We start from the raw sequence: 21143 nt of genomic DNA, 5'->3' as shown, positions 1-21143 counted from the left end.
GGGCGGACATAGTCTGTGCGTCTGCCGGGCTGCCATTGGGGGGTGCCCGGCCTGAGATCAATGGGGATTGCTCATGCGCCGCACCCGCACGCTCACCGCCGCCGCTCTGGCGGTCGCCGCCGGGGTCGTCCTGCTGCCGACACAGGCACAGGCACAGGTACAGACACAGGTGAAGGCACAGGTAAAGGCACAGGCACGGACACACGTACTTGCCGCGGCCGGCTCCGTGCATCTGTACAAGATCTATTACGACTCGCCGGGCACGGACAAGCGTTCCAACGCGTCCCTGAACGCCGAGTACGTGCAGATCAGGAACACGACGTCGAAGGCGGTCTCCCTGAAGGGCTGGACCCTCGTCGACGCGTCGAACCACAGGTACGTCTTCGGTACGTACAGCCTCGGCAAGGGGAAGACGGTGACCGTACGTACCGGTAAGGGGAAGGACACGGCCGCCAACCGGTACCAGAACCGCGCGGCCTACGTGTGGAACAACGACAAGGACACCGCGACGCTGAAGAAGGCGAACGGCACCAAGGCGGACACCTGCTCGTACAACTCGACCAAGGTCGACTACAAGATGTGCTGACCCTTCAGATGTGCTGACCCTTCCGGGTCTCGTCCCCGCCCGTCCGTTGCTGCGGGCGAGCGGGGACCTCGGGATGAACGCGGACGTCCTGGAGCTACGTCAGCTTGTGAAGTTCAGGGCCCAACTGTCGATGTAGCCCGTGTCCGCCTGGTAGACGTCCCGCACCCGCAGCTTCCACGTACCGTTCGCTTCGATCGCCGACGCGTCCACCGTGTACGTCGCGTGCACGTTGTCGGCCGAGTCGGAGCTCGCGCTGTTCTTCAGGCGGTGGACCGTGCCGTCCGAGCCGACCAGGTCGATCTCCAGGTCGCCGCGCCAGGTGTGGATGATGTCGACCGTCACCTTGAGGTCGGCGGGAGCGTTGCCCTCGCGGCCCGTGACGACGAGCGGGGACTCGGCGGCCGGGCCGCCGCCGTCCGGGATGTCGACCCGGCCCGGGTTGACGAAGAAGTCGCCCCCGGAGGCGATCACCGTCCACGGGAAGGTCGCCGTCGCGCCGCCGCCGTCCGTCGTGCTGACGGTGATCTCGGGCGTGAAGTCGCCCGCCTCGGTCGGGCTGCCGGAGACCACGCCCGTACCGGAGTCGATCGTCAGGCCGGCGGGCAGGCCGGTGGCGCTGTACGTGAGTCCGCCCGGACGGCTCGTCGCCGCGTCGACGGTGAGCGTGGCCGGCTGGCCCACGGCCGCCTTCTGGGCGGTCGGCGGGGTCAGGGCGATGTGGTTGACGAACCGGTTGCCGACGTTGACGGCCGCCCAGGTGTTGCCGACCGCCTCGTACGCCTCGCTGGAGCGGCCGTACAGGTCCTCGGCGGCCTGGAGGGTGGCGGCGCGGGCGCCCGCGAAGTCCGTCGTGCTCGTCATGTAGAGGGTCAGCGCCCGGTACCAGACGGTGAAGGCGTTGTGCAGGCCCAGGCCAGGGACGGGCAGGTCGTCGTAGGTGGGGCTGTCGTAGTCCTGCCCGTTGACCGTCTTCTTTCCGCTGCCCTCCGCGAGGAGGTAGAAGAAGTGGTTCGCCACACCGGAGGAGAAGTGCGGGTCGAGGCCCTCGGTGCGGGGGCTCCAGTAGTCCTGGGAGATGCCGTCCTTGGAGGGCTGATCCATGTAACGCAGCGGGGTGCCGTCGCCGTTGATGTCGATGCGTTCGCCGACCTCGTAGTCGGGTACGTCGAGGGGGTTGTCGGCGAAGAACTCCACGGCGGCGGCCATGATGTCGCTGCTGCCCTCGTTCAGTCCGCCGGACTCACCGTTGTTGTAGTACAGGTCCGCGGTGGCGGAGGTGACCCCGTGCGTCATCTCGTGGGCGGCGACGTCGAGTGCGGTCAGCGGGTTGGCGTTGCCCGCGCCGTCGCCGTACAGCATGCAGAAGCAGTCGTCGTCCCAGTAGGCGTTGACCACTTGGTTGCCGAAGTGGACGCGGGAGGAGGCGCCGACGCCGTCGCCCGCGATGCCGTCGCGGCCGAACTGGTCGTGGTAGAAGTCGTAGGTGACCTGCGCGCCGTAGGCCGCGTCCACGGCCGCCGTCTGCCGGTTGGTCACGGTCGTGTCGCCCCACACGTCCTCGGGGCTGGTGACGAGGGTGCCGTCGCCGGAGGTGGCGCCGTTCAGGTCGTACGTCTTGTGGTTGCCGCGCCGGGAGTCGGTCAGCTCGTAGAGGTCCCCGTTGCGTACGCTGCCGATCTCGACCTCGCCGCTGAACTGGCCGTGCCCGATGCCCGCCTGGATCCGGTCGAACTCCTGGAGCTTCTTGCCGCTCTTCGCGTCGGTGACGACATGGAGTTCGGTGGGGCCGCCGTCCTCCCGTACGCCCTTCACGACGGACTCCCACGCCAGCGTGGAGGCCCCGTCCTTCGCCCAGATCACCTGTCGCGGCGCGCCGTCGGGGGTCGCCTTCCCGGTGCCCGCGTCGGCGGCGGCCTTCAGGGACGACTTCCGCGCCTCGGCGGCGGGGACGGCGGCCCGGGTCGTCGGTACGGAGAGCGGCGCGTCCATCGCGTGGGTGACGGTGGGGGCCGCCGCCTTACCGGGCTTCTCGTGGACGACCAAGTCGCCGCCCAGGACCGGGAGTCCGGCGTACGTCCGCTCGTAGCGGGTGTGGACCGTGCCGTCGGCGTCCTTGGCGACGTCCTTCGGGATGAGCTTCTCCTCGGCGCCCAGCTTGAGGGAGCGGGCGGTGCCCGGGCTGGCCTTCGTCGCCGACTTGAGGAGCTCCGCGCGCTGCGCGGGGGTGAGGGCCACGTTTCTGGCCCCGGGTCTGGGCTCCGCGGCTATCGCGCCGGACGCGCCGGAGCGTTCTTGTGACGCGGCGGGCGAGGCGGGCGCCGCCGACGCGGGGAGCGCGGTGACGACCAACGCCGCCAGCGTGAGGGCGGCGGTGGCCGCCGTACGGGTCCTGGCGGTGAGGGAGTTGATACGGGAAGCGGTATCAAAAGCAGTACGGGAGGGGGTACGGGAGGTGTTCTTCACTCCTGGTGCTCCTTCTGTCCGGGCGTCCGGGGACGGCCGGCTGGAACGGGACCGGGCGGCTCGATGTGCCGTCCGGCGAGGAGAGGTGCGATGGCGCCCGTGCGGGGGTGCGGCCCGGGCGACGGTGCCCGGCCGGGGTGCGTACGGGCGCGGCGGCGGCCCGTGCGGAGTGCGGCACATACGGTGTACGGCGGGTGCCGAATGCCGGAAATGCCGTCAGAAATTGCTGTGTACAGGTAGGTGCCGCGCGTAAAGGGCGCTTCGCAAATCGTTTCAGCGGCGGGCGCGCTTGTCAGCAACGCATCGAATGGTTGTCCGAAAGAAGGTCGGCCCCTCGGGGCCCGACGCACCGCATATGCCAGCGATCACATGGGCCTTTACGTGGTCGCAACAGACCGCGCCCGCCGGTGCTTTGGCCGCTTCCGACCCCTGGCAGACGCCCTGGCAGGGCTCTCAACAGGGGTTCTGCGAGAAGTTCGGGGGCCCAACATGTCGGGGCGGGGCGGAGATGTCGCCTCCGCCCCGCCCCGCCCCCCGATCCCCCCTCTTCCCCCGGCCCGGTGCCCCCGCGGCCCCCGCACTCCCCCGTACGCTGATCGGCTCATCCGACATGACACCGTGATGCCAAGCGTCAACCTTCTCGCACGCTCCGTCAACAGGGCGTCGCCCCGTGTGATCGTTCCCGCGTGATCGCGGACTCCACCGCGCCCACCCGATCGGCGAGCACCCCGAGCGCCGCGACCGCCCGCGACAGGGGGTCGTCCGCCGGGGAGCCGAGCGCCGCCGACCGTACGTACGCCGCCTTGACCGCCGCCCACCGGTCCGCCTGCCCGGGGCTCAACGTCCCCCGGAGTTCCGCGAGTTTGAGGAGGTTCGCCTCCGCGCCCGTCGTCAGGGTCTGGGCCTCGCCCGCGTAGTGATCGGCGACGACGGCCGCCACCTCCGCGTCGTTCATCACCGCGTCCAGCCGGGCCACGATCTTGTTCATGTTCCGGTACGAGCCCTGAAGCAGGAACGGCGGCTCCGTACGGGACGCCTCCGCCTGCGCCGCCGAGGCGATGTACGCCGCGTTGACGGCGAGGACCGTCTCCCGCGCCGTCAGCACATGGCGCAGGACGGCGACGACACGGTCCGACTCGGCCGGTGCGTACGGATGGACGAGCCGGTCGGCCCGCGCCGTCGGGTCCCCGGCCGCCAGCCGTACGAAAAGGTCCAGGTCGGCACGGTCGCGGGCGGCGAGCGGGGCCAGCACCGGGTGGGCGGTGAGGGCGTTCTCCACGAAGCTCAGCGCGAAGACGTCCTCCTTGCCCGTCAGCACCTCGCCCAGATTCCAGACGTCCGCCCGGTTGGCGAGCATGTCCGGGATCCGGAAGCGGTGGCCGGACTCGGTGTACGGATTGCCCGCCATGCACACCGCGAAGCGCTTCCCGCGCAGGTCGTACGTCCGCGCCTCCCCGTTCCACACGCCCTCCATCCGGCGCTGCGCGTCGCACAACGGGATGAACTGCTGGAGGAGTTCGGGCGAGGTGTGCTGGATGTCGTCCAGGTGGAGGAGGGTGTTGTTGCCGCTCTCCAGCGCGAAGTTGATCTTCTCGACCTCCTGGCGCGCGGTCGCGTTCGGCGCCTGCTCCGGGTCGAGCGAGGTGACGGCGTGGCCCAGCGCCGGGCCGTTGATCTTCACCAGGACCAGGCCGAGCCGGTCCGCGACGTACTCCATCAGCGTCGTCTTGCCGTAGCCCGGCGGGGAGACGAGCAGCAGCAGGCCGTGCGAGTCGGTGCGCTTCGTCTCGCCCGCCGTGCCGATCTGCCGGGCGAGGTTGTCCCCGATGAGCGGCAGGTAGACCTCGTCGATGAGCCGGTTGCGTACGAAGGACGACATGACGCGCGGCCGGTGATCGTCCAGCCGCAGCCGGGCCCGCTCGGCGGCGACCAGCGCGCCGCGCCGGCGCTGGTACTCCCGGAAGCCGGGGGCCACGCGCTCGCGGAAGTCGGCCGTACGGGCGAGGAGTTCGTCGATCCGTACGGTCAGACGGCGGCGCTCGATCCTCGGGTGGCTGCCGAGCAGACCCTCGACGGTCTCGCTGAGCGGCGCGGCCGAGTCGTGGCGGCCCAGGCCGGGGCAGAGCTCCACGGCCACGGCCTCCGCGAGATCGCCCTGGAGGTCATCGCCTTGGAGGTCACCGCTCTGGAGGACGCCTTGGAGTTCACCTTGGAGGTCGCCTTCGAGGTCACCCCTCTGAGCTGCGGGGACACCGCTCGACTCCACGTACGCCGTCAGCCAGTTCTCGACAATCTGGCGCCGCGTGTCAAGGTCCTCCTCGCCCAGACCGTCGAGATCGTCGTCGTACGCGGACGTGCCCACCGCGCGGCGGAACGCGGCGAGCAGCGTCCGGGCGCCCGCGCTGGTCACAAAGCCCTTCGGGCCGCTGGTCAGCTCCTCGAAGAGGTACGCCGCGCTGAGCGGGCCGCCGCCGTACGGGGCCATCACCCCGGCCAGTTCGGTGCGGAGCGCCGCGATCGCGGGCGCGAGGCCGAACGTCGCGCGGGCCCGCGCCATCGAGACCGCGCGCCGCGTCCATGCCTCCCGCGCCTCCTCCGTCGTGCCGTGCGCCCAGAAGAGCTGGGCGGCGGCGCGCGCCTCGGGCGGGAAGCGCAGCAGCCCGGCCCCGGCGCCCAGCCGCAGCAGCGCGCCGAGGATGAGCGTGGCGTCGTGGTCGTGGACGCCCCGCTCGTACCCCTCGTCGTACGCGGACTCGGCCGACTTCCGTACGAAGGCCGGGAGCTGATCCGCCTCCGGCAGGCCCTCCGGGCCGTGCTCCGCGAGCAGCCGCGCCGCCAGGTACTCGCCCCGGTAGACGTCCGCCGACTCCGAGGGCAGGGTCTGCGTCCAATAGGCGCGGGTGGCAGCGAACTCCGGGTCGGTGACGGGGGCGCGGTAGTCGGTCCCGGTGAGGGCGAAGGCCAGCCCCACGCCCGTCGCACCGCCCCGTCGCCCGTCCGGTACGAGCGTCAGCTCCAGCGGCTGCGTGTTCACCGCGAAGCGGTGCCGCCCCAGGCGGATCAGGGTGCCGCCGTCCGCGTACAGGTCGGCCCGGTCGCGCAGGGCGCGCGCCGCCTCCTGGCGCCCCGCCTTGAGCCGTCCCTCCAGCTCCTCCGCCCGTACGGTGTCGCCGAGTTCGCGCAGCTCCGCCACCGTACGGCGGACCTTCGCGGCCATCGGGTCGGAGGCGAAGTACGTGCTGATCGCGTCCGCGGAGCCCAGCGTCGCGGCCCGGCGGGCGATGGTCTCCAGCACCCGGTGCGCGGAGCCGCCCAGCCGCTCGGCCCGGCGGGCCCGCGCGTCCTGGAGGCTCTGCTTGCGGGCGGCGAAGGCGTCGTACACCTCGGTGCGTCCGGCGGCCAGCTCCGCCAGGAAGTCGTCGGACTCGGCGAACCGCGCCTCCAGGTTCTCCAGCCGCAGCAGCAGCGCCGCCATCTGCTCGTCGCAGGCGTCGGGGGTGTCGGCCACGGCCATCGCGCCCGCGACCGCCTGCCCCAACAGGGCGCTCTCGGCGGCGAATTCGGCGCGTCCCTCGTGGTCGAGCAGTTCCCCGCGGCGCGCGTCGAGCGTGGCGCGGGCGGTGTTGACGCCGCCCAGCACCCCGGCGATCCGCTCCAGGATGGACGTACGGACCGTGGCGTCGCCGATCTCCAGACCGGCCACCACCTCGGTGACCGTCCGCAGCCCGGCGGCCAGCGCGTCCAGGCGCGCGGTGAGCGGCGCGGCCTCCGCGACGGTGGCGAGTGCGTCGCCCTCGGCCGTCAGCCGCCCGATCTCCTCGTGGTACCCGGCGAAGGCGTCCGCGCCCCGCAGGAAGCCCACCGCGCGCTGCGCGAACGACGTGACGTCCCCGGCCAGTTCGGCCGCGAGGGCGTCCACGGCCGCGGTGTCCGCGTACCGCCGCTCCTTGAGCGTCAGCACATGCCCGTGGGCGTCACGGAGTCCGGTGAGCCGCTCCACCCATCCGGCGGCGGTGCGCGGGGCCTCGCCGCGCGCCCGGCGCACCAGCGCGGCGGCCCCGGCGGCCGACTCCGCGAGCGCCTCGGCCGCCTGCCGGGTCAACGTCGTCACGGTCTCGAACTCGGCGAGCACCTGCCCGGCGGTGTCCCGTACCCCGGCCAGCGGCTCGCGCAGATCGCCCACGTCCGGGTCGCCCAGCCAGTGGTAGGCGTCGGTGGCGCGCACACAGGCGGCGCGCAGCGCCCCGTACACCTCGGCCGAGGTGGACACGGGGTCGGCGGCGGAGCGGGCCAGCGAGAGGCAGTCGGAGATGCCGCGCACCAGATCGGCGTTGCCGATGCGCGCGAGCGGCCCCTCCCCGGCGGGGGCCGCGGCGGCGTACGTGTCGGAGACGAACGGAGAGCGCCAGACCTGGACGGGATGGACCCGCGCGGCCTCCTCCGTCTCCCCCGCCGTCGCCGGGGCGGAGCGCAGGGTGACGAGGGTGCCGTCCTCGAAGAGCGCGTGGCCGCGGCAGGGCAGCGGGGCGGCGGCCTCCTCCCGGATCAGGTTGTACGGGAGCAGCAGGCCCCGGCCCCGGGCGCGGTCGTGGAACGCGTACAGCACGTCCTCGCCGTTCGGGGAGCGCGTCTCGCGCTCGAACTCCATGCCCTCGGTGTCGAGTTCGAAGGTCCTGTGGGCGCCTGTGGCGAGGACGTGTCCGCCGGGGAAGATGATCCCCTGGTCCTCGGGGAGCCGCCGGCACGCCTGCCCGAGCGCGTCGAGCCGCAGAGCCGTCCGGGTGGCGGGGTGGACGACGAGATGGCGTCGCGTCTCCTCCTTGTACGGGCGGACGCGCAGCAGGATCAGGGCGCCGGCCCGCGCGTACTCGATCTCGGCGTCGGCCAGCGACTGGAGCGGTTCGGTGACCGGCTCGGTGTACAGCGCCTCGTCGGCGGCGTCGTCGCCCCCGGCCCTGACGGTGAGGGCGCCGCCGACGGTCGAGACGTGCAACCGGCCGCCGTCGACGGCGGCATACGGGTGCGCGCCGGGGATCTGGTCCTCGCGGCTGGTCGCCGTCCAGGTGAAGTCGTGGGCGGGCGGCGGGACATGGTCGCGCTCGCCGCGCGCGTCGAGGAACTCGACCACGGTGTCCGCGCCTTCACCGGAGAGCGCCCAGCGCAGCACGCGGATGTCGTCGGCGCTCTCGCCGGTCTGGAAGACGGCGAGCAGCCGGCCGCCGGCGCACCGCAGCCGGCGCAGCCGGGCGTCGCGGAAGTAGCGGTACAGCTCCGCGAACTCCCTTACGAAGCGCGGGTCGTCGAGCAGTCCGGGCACGGCGTCCGGCGGCAGCGGGTTCAGCTCGCGGTCGTACAGGGCGAGGACGTCCCCGACCTCGACCGCCGCCCCGGGGCCGCCGCCCGGCCGCCCGTGGTGGCCGAGGAGCAGCGCGCCGCCGACGGCGACGAGGTCGCGGGGCACGCCGGGCCGCTCGGTGCGCAGGTGCTCGGTGCCGGTGAGGGCCAGCTCCGTGGAGCCGAACGCCGCGACGCGGCGGGAGTTCAGCTCCTCGGCCCGGCGGGCCAGCTCCTTGGCCTGGGCGCCGAGCCGGTCGCGCAGCACCTCGTACGTACCGGCGTCCATGGCATGCGTACCGGCATCCTGCGCGCCTGCCGCTCCCGTACCGGTTTCCATCGGACTCACTTCTCACTCTCCCCGCGCCTCAAGCTTCTTCCGTACACCCGCGTCACGACGCGCGGATCCGGATCCACCGACCCCCGTGCGGCAGCTCCGGACCCGCGCGCCCCCGAGACCGGGGTCTCAGGCCGTGACCGCGCCGTTCGGGGCACCGTTCGGTGCGCCGTTCAGCGCGGAGAGCGGGGTGTCGGAGAGGCCCAGCCGCTCGACCTGTTCCAGCAGCCGGCCGAGCTGTCCGGTCTGTGCGCCGCCGCCGGACTTCATCAGCTTCATCAGCAGCGCCGACACCGTCAGGTTCTGCACATCGGCGGTCGAGACCGAGCCGAGGACCCGCGTCAGGTCCTCCGGGAAGCTGGCCGTGCCGTCCAGCCACGGCTTGCCGAGCGCCCGCGCCGTCTCCGAGTGCTGGACGAAGCCGTCCACGCTCTTGCCGAGCGAGATCGACGAGACGAGCCGGTCGAAGAAGACGGAGTCCCCGCCGACGATGCTGACGTCGGCGTTCTCCAGGCCGGTGGCGAGGATCGTGGCCTGCGCCTCCGCGATCTGCCGCTGCACGTCCAGCCCCGCGAGCCTGATCTCCTTGTCGGCGGCCAGCCGCAGCCGGTACTCCTCGTGTGTACGGGACGCGTCGTCCAGCGCGGCCATCGCCGCCGCCTTCTCCGTGAGCCCCGCCGCCTCGGCCTTCAGCTTCTCGCCGATCATCGCGGCGTCCGCCGTGGCCTGCGCCCGTACGCCCTCGGCCGCCGCGAGGGCCTTCAGCCTGGCCCCCTCCGCCTCGGCGCGCAGCCGCGCCTCGGTGGCGCCGGCCTCCGCGAGGCCCGCCTTCTCGATGACGTCCGCCTCCTTGTCGCGGACCTGGACCGCCGCGAGGCCGGGCGCCGCCGTCTCCGCCTGGACGCCCTCCGCGAGCCGCAGCTTGGCCTGCGAGTCGAGATCGGCGGCCTTCAACCGCGCCTCGGCGAGCGTGAGTTGCTCCGCCGCGTGGTGGCGGGCGGCGACCTCGGCCGCCTCGGCGGCCTTGATGTCCTTGACCAGCTTCTCCTGGGCCTCCGCCTCGGCGGCGATGATCACCGACTGGCGGGTGCGCTCGGCCTCCTCGACGATCCGGAGCTTCTTGATCGACTCCTCCTGCTCGGCGACCGTACGGTCCACGGCGATCCGTTCGCGGATGACGTCGGCCACCTCGCGGCGCTCCGCCTCGACCTCCTTGTCCTTGGAGATACGGCTCAGCTCGGTCTCGCGCTCGCGCCCGATGACCTCCAGGACGCGGTCCTTCTCGATGCGCTCGTTCTCGACGGCGATGACCCGCTCGCGGTTCTTCTGCGCCACGGCGATCTCCCGCGCCTGGTTCTCGCGCTGCACGCCGAGCTGCTCCTCCGTACGGAGGAACGCGGTCTGCGCGCCGAGCCGTTCCTCCTCCTGCACCTTGGCCGTCGCGGCCTCCTCGCGGGCGCGGAGCGTCTCCACCTCGCGGTGCTGCTTGATCTCGGCCTCGGCCTGGCGGCGTTCCAGCTCCAGGATGGTCTCGCGGGCGTCGACGTTCTGCCGGGTGATCTCCTTCTGCTCCGTACGCTGGAACTCGTTGGTACGGACGTGCTCGACGGCCGTCAGCTCGGTGATCTTCCGGATGCCCTGGGCGTCGAGGATGTTGGCGCCGTCGAGCTGTGTCATCGGGGTCTGCTCAAGGAAGTCGATGGCGGCGTCGTCGAGGTGGTAGCCGTTGAGGTCCGTGCCGATGACGCGGATGATCCGGTCCCGGAACTCCTCGCGCTTGGTGTAGAGGTCGACGAAGTCGAGCTGCTTGCCGACCGTCTTCAGCGCCTCGGAGAACTTCGCGGCGAAGAACTCCTGAATGGCGATCTTGTCGCTGGCCCGCTCCGTGCCGATCGCCTGGGCGACCTTGATGACGTCCTCGACGGTCTTGTTGACCCGTACGAAGAACGAGATGTGGATGTCGGCGCGGATGTTGTCCTGGCAGATCAGGCCCTCGCGGCCGGTTCTGCGGATCTCGATGATCTTCACCGAGATGTCCATGTACTCGGCCTTGTGCAGCACCGGCAGGACGACGGCGCCGGTGAAGGTCACGTCGACCTTCTTGGTCTTGGAGATGATCAGCGCGCGGCCCTGCTCCACCTTGCGGAAGAGCCGGCTGATCACCAGGAAGAGGGCGATGGCGACGAGCAGGGCGACGGCGACGAGCACGCCGAGGCCCAAGGAGATGGCATCCATGAGGAATCCTCGAAAAGAGTGCGAGCGTGGTGACGGTGAGGGCGGTCCGCGGCGCCGGTGAGGGCACGGCGGCAGGACCGGAGGCGGTGATACGGGCCGGGCGGGACAGCCGCTGGGTCAGCGGGCGGAACGCGGGTCGAGCGCCGGGTCGTACGGGCCGACCCAGAAGAACTCGCCCTCGGCGTCGAACGCGTACAGCAACCCCGTGGACCCGGCGGCCAGATGCGCGGCCCGGTCGGACTCGGCGCGCCTGACCTGGACGAGCGCGGTCGAGCCGTCGGCCGCCGCGACCTCGGCCTGACCGAAGTCGGCGGAGACGGAGCCGGTACGGATCATGCAGGTCAGCCCGATGAAGTCCAGCCGGGACGGCGGCGCCTGTTCAGGAACGAGGTCGCGCAATCGGCGTACGAGCAGCCGGGTGACCCCCCAGGCGATCAGCGCGGCGCCGGCGAGCACGGCGCCCGACCAGAGCGTACGGACGGTCCCGGGCTCCACGGAGCGGCGCACCAGCACCGATCCGGCGAGGCTCACGAACCAGGCCGTGGCGATCAGCACCGACACGGGCACGGCGACCGGGACTCCCCCGAGCCCGCCGCCGGCCGAGGCGTTCAGGTGCGCGGAGGCCACGTACCCGGAGAAGGAGTCGTGCTCGGCCGCGCCGACGACGACCAGCAGCCAGAAGCCGATGACGACGAGGAGGGCGGCGCCGAAGAGCACGGCGGGGAACCCGAGAGCGGCGCCGAAGAACTCACTCATCCCGTCCCCACCCCCCAGGTGTCCCGTCACTCCCGTACGGCCGTACCGCCGCTGCTCGCGTGCGTACGTCATCGCCCCGGCGCGGGACACGCTTCCGTGTCCCGGCACCAGGGTTCTTCCCCCGATCTTCCCCCGTCCGTGCTGTGGCCATTCTGTGTGACAAGGGCATGTGCGCGCATTGCCGGATCCCGGCAATATTTACGTTTTCTTAATGCCGGGCGCGCACGGGAGCTGAGGAACCGTCAGACCGCCCCATGATCTGCAACGCCCCGTGGCTCGGAGCGCTCCCCACCGCGCTGGGCGCCCCCGGCCTCCGGCCCCGCCGCTGGGTCGCGGTGGCCGCGGTCCCGCTCTCCCTCAGCAGCGACGACACGACCTTCTTCGGCCCCGTGCCGGTCGGGCCCGGCGACGCCCCGGACTCGGTCCACCTGGTCGGCACGCTGCCCGCCCGCAGCGCCCCCGACCGGGAGCCCCCGGCCTGGTGGGCGGAGCTGGACGGTTCCCGCGCGGTCGTCGTGACGCTCGCCTGACCCCCGGTGCCCCCGGCCGCCGGTGCGGTCCGCCGCCCGCGCGCCCTGGGGACACCGGCGCGGGGGCGGCCTCGGCCGGCGTCAGTGTCGAGCGAACCGGCGCAGGGCGTCGAGTACGGGCGGCGCGAGCGTGTTCGGGTGGTCGGCGTCGTGCAGCAGATGGTCCACACCCGGCAGCGTCACTCGGCCCGGTCCACCGGCATGCGCGTGGCGCAGGGCGGCCTTCAGGGCGTTCGTCGTGGCACAAGGTATCTGGGCGTCGTTCGTGCCGCACGTCAGCAGCACCTTGGTTCCCGGCCGGAGTGCGGCGGCGGCGTCCGGTGGGTGGACGGCGTCGTCGCTCTCCACGAAGCGGGCGTTGGGGCCTTGGAGTGCCTCGAAGAGCCTGGCGACCGCGGGCGGCAGGCCGGTGGTCTCGACCGGTCGGTGTTCGCGCAGGGAAATGACGGCGGCATCGATGGCCGCGTCGGCGGCGCGTTGCTGCTCCGGTGTGAACTGGCCCTGCCGGGTCGCTTCGGCGATCTGGGCCTTGAGCTGGAGCGCGAGCAGGTCCAGCATGCGGATCGCCTGCGGTTGCAGAAGCGCCAGGCCGGTCGGGCGCGGGCGGACGGTGCCGCCGAGCAGCAGTCCCGTCATCGCGCCCTCGCTGTGTCCCACGACCAGCAGCGCGCGCGGGTCGGTCTCCGGCTGATCGCGCAACAACTCGTAGGCGGCCCGTGCCTGGCGGACGAATGCCGGGTAGTCGAGGTCTTCCGGGTGGCCCTGGTAGGCGCCGAGTCCGGTGCGGCCGGTGCCGTACTTGTCGAACCGCAGCGTGGCGATTCCGTCCCTGTCGAGCGCGTCGGCCACCTGCGCCAGGGTGTCCGGCACGGCCCCGGGCGGTTGGTTGCCGTCGCGGTCGGTGGGCCCGCTGCCGGGCAGCAGCAGTGCCGCCCGCAGCCGTTGCCCGGCACGGTGCTCGGGAATGTGCAGGGTGCCGTACGCGGTCGTACCGTCGGCCGTGAAGACGACCTCACGGTCGGCGGCAGGCACGAGACGGGGCGCCGCCTCGGCCGGAGTGGCGGTGACGACGGCCAGTGCCATCAAAGCCGCTGCCAAGGGGCGAAACATGGGCCTGCCTCCTTCAGACAAGGGCGTTCTCGACCAGGGCAACAGTGGCGCGGGGGTCGTCGACCTGGAGAACCAGGCGTGCGTACTCCTCGTCGGCGAGTTCGACCACGACAGCCTTCGACGGATCCTTGACGTCCCAGAAGACCTTTTCGCCGTCCCGGTGGAAGGTGCCCGCGGTGATCACACCGGGTACCCGGGAGCCCGGCGCGCGGATTCCCTTGGGGTCGGTGGCGATGCCGGGGTCGGCGGTCGCGCCACGGACGTTGGCCAGCGGGATGGTCAGGCTGTCCTTGAAGGCCCAGAGCTTGTCGAGCCCCTCGATCACGACGACGAGGTCGTCGCCGTCGATACGTATCAGTGCCATGTCAGGTTCCCTTCTCAGGTGAGAGAGCCGAGGTGTCGGGTCAGCGCGGTGGCGGCGTTGTCGGGGTTGCCGCGCACGAGGATGCCCAGCGCGGCGGCGGTGAGGGCGGCGGCCAGGTCGGCGGGAGCGCCGAGCGCGTCGGCGATCGCCCGGTCGACGGCGGCCAACGCGGCCGTCACCTCGGAGGCGACCTCGTCGTCGACCGGTGCGCGTTCGATCGCCGCGAGCAGAAGCAGGCCGAGGTCGGCCGAGGTGACGAGCCGCAGCGCGGCCGCGGCATCCGACGCGCCGGCAAGGGCGTCGAGCAAAGGGCCGACGTCATCGGCGAGGTGGCGACGCAGAGCGGTCAGGTAGAGGCCGCGCTTGCTGCCGAACGTCTTGTACAGGCTGTTGCGATGCACACCGAGGTGGCTGACGAGGTCGTCAACGGACACGCCGTCATACGCCCGTCCGCCGAACAGCCCCACGGCGGCACGCACCGCTTCGTCCTCGTCGAATGCTCTTGGCCTGCCCATGACCACCACGGTAGACAGTTGAGGAACGAGCAGTCAAGAACGATCGTTCCTCAATCTTCTGCGTGGCAGAGGGCAAGGGCAGCGGTCCCATGGCGCCGGCCGCCGACGCCGAGGTGATCAAGGGCGGGACCCTGACATCACCGGGTCCCGCCCCGTCAACCAGGCTTGTTCTCCGCCCCGTTGGTCGCCGCGTACAGAAGCGCCTCGTACTGCTCGTCCGTCAGTTCGTGCCGGGCGTACGCCATGACGACCTCCTCGAACGAGTCCGGGAGCGGCGGTTCCGGATCGGCCAAAGCCCGGCCCTGGCGCGGGGCCGGGTGGCGCCAGGTGAGGCGTCGGAACCGCCCCGCGACCTGCTCCAGGGTCATGGCGCCGGTGCGCAGGGCGGTCAGGAGGTCGGTGACCTCGCTCATTTACCGGGTACGGCGTTGCCCCGGCCGGAGGCGATCAGGGTGGGCTCGGCGCCGGCGGAGTCCCAGAGGGACCAGGTGTTGAAGAGGTTCTTGGTCTCCTCGAAGGCGCGGCGGTTGACGCTGCCCCATTGCGGGTCGGCGCCGGCACGGATCAGCGCGGGGGGTACGTAACGCCCGCCGCAGCCCTCTCCGTTGCGGAACGCCTCGTGGCCCTTACGGTGCCGCTGGTCGGCGCGTTGCACGCTCATCTCCACCGGGATGTCGACGAAGAGGGCGGCGATGTCGCCGTAGCCCGCCGCGCGCATGGGCGTCAGGCGGGCCTCGACCGAGCCGCGGGAGGACATCGAGAAGTCCCAGACGATGTTCTTGCGTGCCTGGTAGGCGCGGGAGGCGACCATGTTGGCGATCAGCTTGGACTCCTCCTGTACGAGGGTGCTGGCCTCCAGCGGGGTCAGGCCCCTGGCGGCGGGGATCATGCGGCGCTCGCACATGACGTCCTTGACGTCGTCGGCGCTCACGACCAGGTACTGGGAAAGGTCGACACCGGAGTAGCGGGTGAGGACCGTGGTCTTCCCGGCGCCCATCGGCCCGCCGGTGAGGATCGCCCGGCCCTCGTCCGGTACGGCCGCGCCGCGCGCGTACAGCTCGTCGGCGACCTCGCGCTGGAGGCGTACGCGGGAGGCGAACCAGTGTTCACGGTCGCCGCCGACCGTGTAGCGCACGGCGGTCTCCTGGCCCTCGGCCAGGGCCCGGTCCAGGTTGCGCTGGACACTCGCGACGTGCCGGTTCCACTGCGCGTCGGTCAGCGGGGTCTTCGGCGCCGCCTGGGCCGCCTGAGTAAGAGCGGCGGACGGACCGGCGGAGTGGCCGACGGCCTGACCGGCGGGGCCGGCGAACAGCAGCGCCAGCGCGGCCAGCAGGCCGAGCAGGGCGCGCAGCGGTCCACGGGAGGGGGCGGGGGAAGAAGAACGAGGGGGAAGGAGTCTTAACACGTCGGCATCCCTGGAACGTGACGAATGAGGGGCAGATGGCGCCACACCACCCTGTATGCGGATGAGAACGGATCAGCCGTACCGGTCGGGCATCGCGCCGTCCGGAATCGTCCCAGTACGCCACGGAACACACCCGCGCCGACACACCGGTGTCCGGGCGGGCCGTCCCGGGAGGCCGTGTTCCGCACCGGCGCTTCGTGACCCATGATGACGTGAAGAATCGCGATTTCGGTGCGGCTCCGACTGTCCCAAGAGGGGGTTCCTGGTGAGCGCGTCAAGGGAGACGGAAGCCGAGGTGATCGTGGTGGGTGCGGGTCCGGCGGGTTCGGCCGCCGCCTGTCACCTGGCCAGGGCGGGCGTCGACGTACTGCTTCTGGAGAAGTCCCACTTCCCCCGGGAGAAGGTGTGCGGGGACGGTCTGACCCCGCGTGCGGTGCACCAGTTGATCCGTATGGGGGTCGACATCAACGCCCCGGGGTGGATGCGTTCACGCGGTATGCGCTGGGTGGCCGGGAGCCACCGGGTCCACATCGAATGGCCCAGCCTGGGGAGTTACCCCGATTTCGGTCTCTCGCGCAGCCGGCACGACTTCGACGACATCCTGGCCCGGCACGCGGCAGCCGCCGGAGCACGGCTGCACCACGGTGTGAGGGTGACCCATCCCGTACTCGACCGCTCCGGCCGCGTCATCGGTGTCAGCGGCGTCAGCGTGCCGGCGGGCCCGAAGAAGGCGAAGGAACCGGACGAGCCGACCGTCTACCGCGCGCCGATCGTCATCGCCGCCGACGGCGCCTCGGCCCGCCTCGCCCTCGCCCTGGGGGTGCAACGGGACAAGAACCGGCAGCTCGCGACGGCCGCCCGTCGTTACTACCGCAGCCCGGAGCGTTCCCAGGACGAGTATCTGGAGCTGTGGGCCGACCTCCGCCTCCCGGGGACCGACCGTTACCTGCCCGGATACGGCTGGATCTTCCCCATGGGCGACGGCAGGGTCAACGTGGGGCTCGGCGCGCTGCCCCATCGCCGGTACGGAAAGGTCGAGTTGCGCACCGCCCTCGACGAATGGCTGGCCCGCACCCCGTACGCGTGGGGGCTGCGCGAGGAGAACGCCGAGGGCCCCGTACGGAGCGCGGCGCTGCCCATGGGCTTCAACCGCCATCCGCTGTACACCCGGGGGCTCCTCCTGGTCGGCGACGCGGGCGGCATGATCAGCCCCTGGAACGGCGAGGGCATCGCCCAGGCCCTGGAGGCGGGCGAGGTCGCGGCCGGGAGCGCGGCGCTCGCCCTGGCGCTTCCCCAGGGGCCGAAGAGGGAGCGTGTGCTGCTCAACTATCCCGTGGAGATGACCCGCCGGTGGGGGCGCTACTACCGCCTCGGCAACACCGTCGCCGACCTCGTCTTCAGCCGGTCGGGCTTCCAGCCGGTCCTCAACCGCTATGTCCTGGGCTCGCCCTTCCTGCTCAAGACCCTGGCCCGGCTGCTCACCGACCTCACCGACAAGCCGTCGCGCGACACGATCGACCACCTGATCAACACAGCGGTCCGCCTCGTCCCGACGCCACCGGTCCGACGTAAGCCCCGGTGACCCGGCGACCCGGTGACCGAGAGAACACGGGCCCGCCCCTCAGTCGTCCTCGCTCTCCAACTCCCCCTCCGTCTCCAGGAACACCTTCCGCAGCGCGTCCAGCACCCCCGGGTCCGGCTTCTCCCACATGCCGCGCGACTCGGCCTCCAGCAGCCGTTCCGCGATGCCGTGCAGGGCCCAGGGGTTGGCGTCCTGGAGGAACTGGCGGTTCTCCGGGTCCAGGACATACGTCTCGGTCAGCTTGTCGTACATCCAGTCCGCGACGACGCCGGTCGTCGCGTCGTACCCGAAGAGGTAGTCGACCGTCGCCGCCAGTTCGAACGCGCCCTTGTAGCCGTGGCGGCGCATCGCCTCGATCCAGCGCGGGTTGACCACGCGGGCGCGGAAGACGCGGGACGTCTCCTCGACCAGGGTGCGGGTGCGGACGGTTTCCGGGCGGGTCGAGTCGCCGATGTACGCCTCGGGGGCCGTGCCCTTCAGGGCGCGTACGGTGGCGACCATGCCGCCGTGGTACTGGAAGTAGTCGTCCGAGTCCGCGATGTCGTGCTCGCGCGTGTCGGTGTTCTTCGCCGCCACCGCGATGCGCTTGTACGCGGTCTCCATCTCGCCGCGCGCCGGGCGCCCGTCGAGTTCGCGGCCGTACGCGTAGCCGCCCCACACCGTGTAGACCTCGGCGAGGTCCGCGTCCGTACGCCAGTCGCGGCTGTCGATGAGCTGGAGGATGCCCGCGCCGTACGTACCGGGCCGGGAGCCGAAGATACGGGTCGTGGCGCGCCGTTCGTCGCCGTGTTCGGCCAGGTCGGCCTGGGCGTGGGCGCGGACGAAGTTGGACTCGGCGGGCTCGTCCAGCGCGGCGACGAGGCGTACGGCGTCGTCCAGCAGCCCGATCGCGTGCGGGAACGCGTCGCGGAAGAAGCCGCTGATGCGCAGGGTGACGTCGATACGGGGACGGTCGAGCTCCGCCAGCGGGACCGCCTCCAGGCCCGTGACCCGGCGCGAGGCGTCGTCCCAGACCGGGCGTACCCCGAGCAGCGCGAGGGCTTCCGCGATGTCGTCGCCCGAGGTGCGCATCGCGCTCGTCCCCCACAGGGAGAGCCCGACGGAGGTCGGCCAGTCGCCGTTGTCGGTGCGGTAACGGGTGAGGAGGGAGTCCGCGAGGGCCTGCCCGGTCTCCCAGGCGAGGCGGCTCGGTACGGCCTTGGGGTCGACGGAGTAGAAGTTACGTCCGGTCGGCAGGACGTTGACGAGGCCGCGCAGCGGGGAGCCCGACGGGCCCGCCGGGACGAAGCCGCCGCTCAGGGCGTGCACGACATGCTCGATCTCGTCGACCGTGCCGGCCAGGCGCGGGACGACCTCGCGGGCCGCGAAGTCGAGGATGTCGGCCACCGGACCACCCAGGCCCGAGGCCACCGACGACACCGCCGCCGGGTCCCACTCCGCGTCCTCCATCGCCTGGACGAGCGCGCGGGCCCGCTCCTCCGCGTCGTCGGCCGCGGTGCGGGTGGCGGCCGACTCGTCGAGGCCGAGGGCTTCGCGCAGCCCGGGCAGGGACGACGTACCGCCCCAGATCTGCCGGGCGCGCAGGATGGCGAGGACGAGGTTGACGCGTGCCGCGCCGGTCGGGGCGCCGCCGAGGACGTGCAGTCCGTCGCGGATCTGCGCGTCCTTGACCTCGCAGAGCCAGCCGTCGACGTGCAGCAGGAAGTCGTCGAACCCTTCGTCGTCCGGGCGCGCTTCGAGCCCGAGGTCGTGGTCGAGCTTGGCGGCCTGGATCAGCGTCCAGATCTGGGCGCGGATCGCGGGCAGCTTCGCCGGGTCCATGGAGGAGATCGCCGCGTACTCGTCGAGCAACTGCTCCAGGCGCGCGATGTCGCCGTACGACTCGGCGCGCGCCATCGGCGGTACGAGGTGGTCCACCAGCGTGGCGTGCACGCGCCGCTTCGCCTGCGTCCCCTCGCCCGGGTCGTTGACGAGGAACGGGTAGATCAGCGGCAGGTCGCCGAGCGCGGCGTCCGGCGCGCAGGAGGCGGACATCCCGGCGTTCTTGCCGGGCAGCCACTCCAGGTTGCCGTGCTTGCCCAGGTGGATCATGGCGTCGGCGCCGAACCCGCCGTCGTGGCTGGACGCCTGGATCCAGCGGTACGCGGCCAGGTAGTGGTGCGAGGGCGGCAGATCGGGGTCGTGGTAGATCGCGATCGGGTTCTCGCCGAAGCCGCGCGGCGGCTGGATGAGGATCAGCAGATTGCCGCGCCGCAGGGCGGCGAGCACGATGTCGCCGTCCGGGTCGCCGCCCGCGCCGACGCGGCTGCGGTCGAGGAACATCTCGCCGGGCGGCGGCCCCCAGTGCCGCTCGACGGAGGCGCGCAGATCGGCGGGGAGCTGTGCGTACCAGCGCCGGTAGTCGGCGGCGGGTATGCGGACGGGGTTACGGGCGAGCTGCTCCTCGGTGAGCCATTCCTGGTCGTGGCCGCCCGCGTCGATGAGCGCGCGGATCAGCTCGTCGCCGTCGCCGGACTCCAGGCCGGGCACCGGCTCCGTACCGAAGTCGTAGCCGTCCGCGAGCAGTCGGCGCAGCAGGGTGACGGCGCTGGCGGGGGTGTCGAGGCCCACGGCGTTGCCGATGCGGGAGTGCTTGGTGGGGTACGCGGAGAGGACCAGCGCGACGCGCTTCTCGGCGTTCGTACGGAACGCCAGCGTGGCATGGCGTACGGCGATCCCGGCGACGCGCGCGGCCCGCTCGGGGTCGGGTACGTACGCGGGCAGCCCGTCCTCGTCGATCTCCTTGAAGGAGAACGGGACGGTGATCAGCCGGCCGTCGAACTCCGGTACGGCGACCTGCGAGGCGGCGTCCAGCGGCGTCAGCCCCTCGTCGCTCTCCTCCCAGGCCGCGCGGCTGCTGGTGAGGCAGAGTGCCTGGAGGATCGGTACGTCGAGCGCGGCGAGCGCGCCCGCGTCCCACGCCTCGTCGTCGCCGCCGGCCGACGCCTGGGCGGGCTTGGTGCCCCCCGCGGCGAGCACGGTGGTGACGATCGCGTCGGCCTCCCCCAGGGCGGCCAGCAGCTCCGGCTCGGGCGCGCGCAGGGAGGAGACGAAGATCGGCAGGGGCCGGGCGTCGGCATCCTCGATCGCCGAGCACAGGGTCTCCACGAAGGCGGTGTTGCCGCTCATGTGGTGCGCGCGGTAGTAGAGGACCGCGACCGTCGGGGCCTTCTCCGTCACCACGTGGCCCGGCCGGCCGATACGGGGCGGACGGACGCGCCGCTCCAGCCGGCCCCAGGTGGGCGCGGCGGCGGGCGGCTCGAAGCCGTGGCCGGTCAGCAGCACGGTGTCGGAGAGGAACCGGGCGAGCTGTTCCAGGTTGGCGGGCCCGCCGTGCGCGAGATAGGCGTGCGCCTCGGCGGCGATCCCGATGGGGACGGTGGACGCCTCCATGAGCTGCGCGTCGGGCGCCTGCTCACCGGTGAGGACGACGACGGGGATGTCCCGGGCGAGGAGGGCGTCGATACCGTCCTGCCAGGCGCGCAGACCGCCGAGGAGCCGTACGACGACGAGGTCGGCGTCCTCCAGCAGTCCGGGCAGTTCGTCGAGCGCGAGCCGCGCCGGGTTGGCGAACCGGTACGGGACCGGACCGCCCGCCGCGTTGGCGGCACGGGCGCTGAGCAGATCGGTGTCGGACGTCGACAGGAGCAGAAGCATGCGGCGTCTTGCCTTCCTCGGGGTCCGCGCCCCGGGCGGGTGTGGAGGACGGCGGGAGTTCCTGGCTCACCCGACGACCGGATTGCTACGACCGGATCACTCCGGCCGGAGCTGTCGGGTTCACAGTGGCGGGACCGCGCCGGGTTCGCACCGGGCTTCCTCCCCATGACGCCGTCACTGGCGTGTGACGGGCCTGACGGCCCGCCGTCTGCATAGTAAGTGCTGAGGTC

Annotated in this window: 13 protein-coding genes and 1 riboswitch; of the genes, 3 read left to right on the top strand and 10 right to left on the bottom strand. The window is 72.1% G+C overall.

Annotated features, from left to right (window positions below):
• Positions 1-73 precede the first annotated feature (73 nt).
• Positions 74-586 carry a lamin tail domain-containing protein gene (locus ACIO3P_RS15420; protein WP_401854843.1) on the top strand — a complete coding sequence of 171 codons (513 nt, stop codon included), beginning with the start codon at positions 74-76 and terminating at the stop codon, positions 584-586.
• A gap of 99 nt (positions 587-685) precedes the next feature.
• On the opposite strand, the gene ACIO3P_RS15415 is transcribed toward ACIO3P_RS15420, so the two are convergent.
• The 4 genes from ACIO3P_RS15415 to ACIO3P_RS15400 form a co-directional block, all read right to left on the bottom strand.
• Entirely contained in the window at positions 686-3049 is a 2364-nt protein-coding gene (locus ACIO3P_RS15415; protein WP_401854845.1) for a M4 family metallopeptidase, read from the bottom strand.
• Between the two features lie 652 nt (positions 3050-3701).
• On the bottom strand, positions 3702-8723 hold the full coding sequence (locus tag ACIO3P_RS15410; RefSeq protein ID WP_401854961.1) for a DNA repair ATPase: 5022 nt from the start codon (positions 8721-8723) through the stop codon (positions 3702-3704).
• Between the two features lie 126 nt (positions 8724-8849).
• Positions 8850-10955, bottom strand: coding sequence for a flotillin family protein (locus ACIO3P_RS15405; RefSeq protein ID WP_401854847.1), 2106 nt, complete (start codon positions 10953-10955; stop codon positions 8850-8852).
• A 117-nt stretch (positions 10956-11072) separates the two neighbouring features.
• Entirely contained in the window at positions 11073-11711 is a 639-nt protein-coding gene (locus ACIO3P_RS15400; protein WP_401854849.1) for a hypothetical protein, read from the bottom strand.
• A gap of 254 nt (positions 11712-11965) precedes the next feature.
• Between ACIO3P_RS15400 and ACIO3P_RS15395 the strand changes: the two genes are divergently transcribed.
• Positions 11966-12241 (top strand): hypothetical protein, encoded by a 276-nt coding sequence (locus ACIO3P_RS15395; protein WP_401854852.1) that lies wholly within the window; start codon positions 11966-11968, stop codon positions 12239-12241.
• Positions 12242-12322: 81 nt separating this feature from the next.
• On the opposite strand, the gene ACIO3P_RS15390 is transcribed toward ACIO3P_RS15395, so the two are convergent.
• From ACIO3P_RS15390 to ACIO3P_RS15370, 5 genes are all read right to left on the bottom strand, one after another.
• Entirely contained in the window at positions 12323-13351 is a 1029-nt protein-coding gene (locus ACIO3P_RS15390) for an alpha/beta hydrolase family protein (RefSeq protein ID WP_401854853.1), read from the bottom strand.
• A 13-nt stretch (positions 13352-13364) separates the two neighbouring features.
• Positions 13365-13715: a hypothetical protein gene (locus tag ACIO3P_RS15385; RefSeq protein WP_401796838.1), complete on the bottom strand. Its 351-nt coding sequence runs from the start codon at positions 13713-13715 to the stop codon at positions 13365-13367.
• A gap of 14 nt (positions 13716-13729) precedes the next feature.
• Positions 13730-14230: a TetR/AcrR family transcriptional regulator gene (locus tag ACIO3P_RS15380; RefSeq protein ID WP_401854963.1), complete on the bottom strand. Its 501-nt coding sequence runs from the start codon at positions 14228-14230 to the stop codon at positions 13730-13732.
• 155 nt (positions 14231-14385) lie between these two features.
• Positions 14386-14643 (bottom strand): hypothetical protein, encoded by a 258-nt coding sequence (locus ACIO3P_RS15375; RefSeq protein ID WP_401854856.1) that lies wholly within the window; start codon positions 14641-14643, stop codon positions 14386-14388.
• Positions 14640-15635: a zeta toxin family protein gene (locus ACIO3P_RS15370; RefSeq protein WP_401854858.1), complete on the bottom strand. Its 996-nt coding sequence runs from the start codon at positions 15633-15635 to the stop codon at positions 14640-14642. Before ACIO3P_RS15370 ends, ACIO3P_RS15375 begins: the two co-directional genes overlap by 4 nt.
• A gap of 265 nt (positions 15636-15900) precedes the next feature.
• Here ACIO3P_RS15370 and ACIO3P_RS15365 point away from each other — a divergent pair, with 265 nt between their 5' ends.
• Positions 15901-17217 (top strand): geranylgeranyl reductase family protein, encoded by a 1317-nt coding sequence (locus ACIO3P_RS15365; protein ID WP_401796828.1) that lies wholly within the window; start codon positions 15901-15903, stop codon positions 17215-17217.
• Between the two features lie 39 nt (positions 17218-17256).
• Here ACIO3P_RS15365 and cobN read toward each other — a convergent pair whose 3' ends face one another.
• The gene (gene cobN / locus ACIO3P_RS15360) at positions 17257-20913 is read right to left on the bottom strand and encodes a cobaltochelatase subunit CobN (protein ID WP_401854860.1); all 3657 of its coding nucleotides are present in this window, start codon (positions 20911-20913) and stop codon (positions 17257-17259) included.
• Between the two features lie 34 nt (positions 20914-20947).
• Positions 20948-21135: riboswitch (cobalamin riboswitch) on the bottom strand.
• Positions 21136-21143: the final 8 nt, after the last annotated feature.

This window comes from Streptomyces sp. NPDC087310, from assembly GCF_044744405.1.
Classification (GTDB): domain Bacteria; phylum Actinomycetota; class Actinomycetes; order Streptomycetales; family Streptomycetaceae; genus Streptomyces.
The sequence above is the reverse complement of the archived record's forward strand: the minus strand, read 5'-3'. Positions and strand labels throughout refer to the sequence as shown.

Coding starts and splice junctions, on each gene's coding strand:
- ACIO3P_RS15420 (WP_401854843.1), top strand. CDS start 74: ATGCGCCGCACCCGCACGCTCACCGCCGCCGCTCTGGCGGTCGCCGCC.
- ACIO3P_RS15410 (WP_401854961.1), bottom strand. CDS start 8,723: ATGGAAACCGGTACGGGAGCGGCAGGCGCGCAGGATGCCGGTACGCAT.
- ACIO3P_RS15405 (WP_401854847.1), bottom strand. CDS start 10,955: ATGGATGCCATCTCCTTGGGCCTCGGCGTGCTCGTCGCCGTCGCCCTG.
- ACIO3P_RS15400 (WP_401854849.1), bottom strand. CDS start 11,711: ATGAGTGAGTTCTTCGGCGCCGCTCTCGGGTTCCCCGCCGTGCTCTTC.
- ACIO3P_RS15395 (WP_401854852.1), top strand. CDS start 11,966: ATGATCTGCAACGCCCCGTGGCTCGGAGCGCTCCCCACCGCGCTGGGC.
- ACIO3P_RS15390 (WP_401854853.1), bottom strand. CDS start 13,351: ATGTTTCGCCCCTTGGCAGCGGCTTTGATGGCACTGGCCGTCGTCACC.
- ACIO3P_RS15385 (WP_401796838.1), bottom strand. CDS start 13,715: ATGGCACTGATACGTATCGACGGCGACGACCTCGTCGTCGTGATCGAG.
- ACIO3P_RS15380 (WP_401854963.1), bottom strand. CDS start 14,230: ATGGGCAGGCCAAGAGCATTCGACGAGGACGAAGCGGTGCGTGCCGCC.
- ACIO3P_RS15375 (WP_401854856.1), bottom strand. CDS start 14,643: ATGAGCGAGGTCACCGACCTCCTGACCGCCCTGCGCACCGGCGCCATG.
- cobN (WP_401854860.1), bottom strand. CDS start 20,913: ATGCTTCTGCTCCTGTCGACGTCCGACACCGATCTGCTCAGCGCCCGT.